Origin of the sequence: Lysobacter enzymogenes, from assembly GCF_017168095.1 — a bacterium.
Lineage (GTDB): Bacteria > Pseudomonadota > Gammaproteobacteria > Xanthomonadales > Xanthomonadaceae > Lysobacter > Lysobacter enzymogenes_D.
The window spans coordinates 1-1532 of sequence record NZ_LXSD01000669.1; the positions used below are offsets into that span (position 1 = coordinate 1).

Below are 1532 nucleotides of genomic sequence, written 5' to 3' on the forward strand. Positions count from 1 at the left end.
GCCGGGCATCGAGGCGGCGGAAGTCACGTGCGGGCCGGCCGGGCGCGAGCGTTCAAGCGCGGCGCTGGCCGGCGGCGGCGGCGCCCGCGCCGGTTTCCTCGACCACGTAGCCCAGGCCGCGGATGGTGCGGATGGTCACGCCGGTGTCGTCGAGTTTGCGGCGCAAGCGGTGGATGGCGATGTCCAGGCCGTTGTTGGTGATGTCCTGTTCCCAGTTGCACAGCGCTTCGATCAGTTGCTCGCGGCTGACCAGGCTGCCGCGGCGGCTGAGCAGCGCGTCGAGCAGGGCGAACTCGCGTCCGGTCAGTTCCAGCGCGGCGTCCTGGTTCCAGCCGCGGCGGCCGGCCAGGTCCAGGCGCAGCCGGCCGATCGACAGCATCGGAATGCCCTGGCTGACGCGCCGGCGCAGCAGCGCGCGCACGCGCGCGGCGAATTCCTCCAGCACGAAGGGCTTCACCAGGTAGTCGTCGGCGCCCGAGTCGAGCGCGCGCACGCGCTCGCTGACGCCTTCGCGCGCGGTCACCACCAGCATCGCCGCGCTCTCGCCGCGCGCACGCGCGCGCTGCAGCACGGTCAGGCCGTCGAGCTGCGGCAGGTTGAGATCGAGCACGACCAGATCGTAGGTGCCGTCGTGCAGCGCCGCGTCGGCGTCGTTGCCGCGCGCGACGCGATCCACGGCGTGGCCGCTGTCGGCCAGCGCCGCGCTCAGGCCCGAGGCGATGGCAGGGTCGTCTTCGGCGATCAAGATGCGCATGGGCGTCCTTGTGATCGTTCCGGCCGCGCGACGCGACCGGCGTGATTGCGAAAGTGTGGCACTCGCTATTGCGATTTTTCGTTAACGTTACTTTCTGTCAAAAATTTGTCGGAGAACGGCGCGAAAGTCGTGCGATGCGTTGCGGGCGCCCTGCGCATACCGCTGGATTCAAGAGGTTTTCGCATCGCCGCGAATCCGCCGAAAGTCGCACACATGCAGGCCTCGTTGTCTCCTCGCTCAGGGACCGATACGTTCGGTTACAAAACCGCGACGGCATCGGGCGCGGCTTCGACCGCGACGGCCGCGCAAGGTTCCGTTCCGGCGCCGGTTCCTGCCTATCGCGGCAAAACCGCGCGCGCCGTGATTGCGGTGGCGATGTGAGCGTCGGTTAGCGAACCGCGCGGCGGGCGACGGCGGGCGGCGGCTGAACCGGGCAGCAGCGCGGCGGAATGCCATGTCCCCGGCGACAGCGGATGCCGGACTTCGGCTCGATGGGACGCCAAGCCCGGGGCTATCGACTCGATCCAGACCCGACCGCTCCGGCCCCGCGGCCGCATGCCGGCCGCACCCTGCCCGCTTGCGAGGCCGCGTAACGCATCGGCCGCCGGGGCCGCACGAGCTGCGCGCGAATTGGGCGCACTATGCCGGGCAGGTAACGGGGACCGAATGATGCAAGCCGATAGCCCACCCAGGCGCGACCGCGCCCGGATCCGAACACCGCGGCTGCGCGGCGCCGCGCTCGCCCTGGCCCTGGCCGCGCTCGCCGCCGCCGCGCAGG

The 1532-nt window shown here is 71.0% G+C and carries 2 protein-coding genes; one reads left to right on the plus strand and one right to left on the minus strand.

Translation table 11 applies throughout. The features are described from left to right. Positions 1-52: 52 nt before the first annotated feature. Positions 53-754: a response regulator gene (locus tag A7A76_RS25470; protein ID WP_206413941.1), complete on the minus strand. Its 702-nt coding sequence runs from the start codon at positions 752-754 to the stop codon at positions 53-55. Positions 755-967: 213 nt separating this feature from the next. On the opposite strand from A7A76_RS25470, the gene A7A76_RS25475 reads away from it, so the two are divergent. After that, on the plus strand, positions 968-1135 hold the full coding sequence (locus A7A76_RS25475) for a hypothetical protein (protein WP_206413942.1): 168 nt from the start codon (positions 968-970) through the stop codon (positions 1133-1135). Positions 1136-1532 lie beyond the last annotated feature (397 nt).

Excerpts from the sequence above, each read along its gene's own strand:
- A7A76_RS25470 (WP_206413941.1), bottom strand. The coding sequence starts at position 754 with ATGCGCATCTTGATCGCCGAAGACGACCCTGCCATCGCCTCGGGCCTG.
- A7A76_RS25475 (WP_206413942.1), top strand. The coding sequence starts at position 968 with ATGCAGGCCTCGTTGTCTCCTCGCTCAGGGACCGATACGTTCGGTTAC.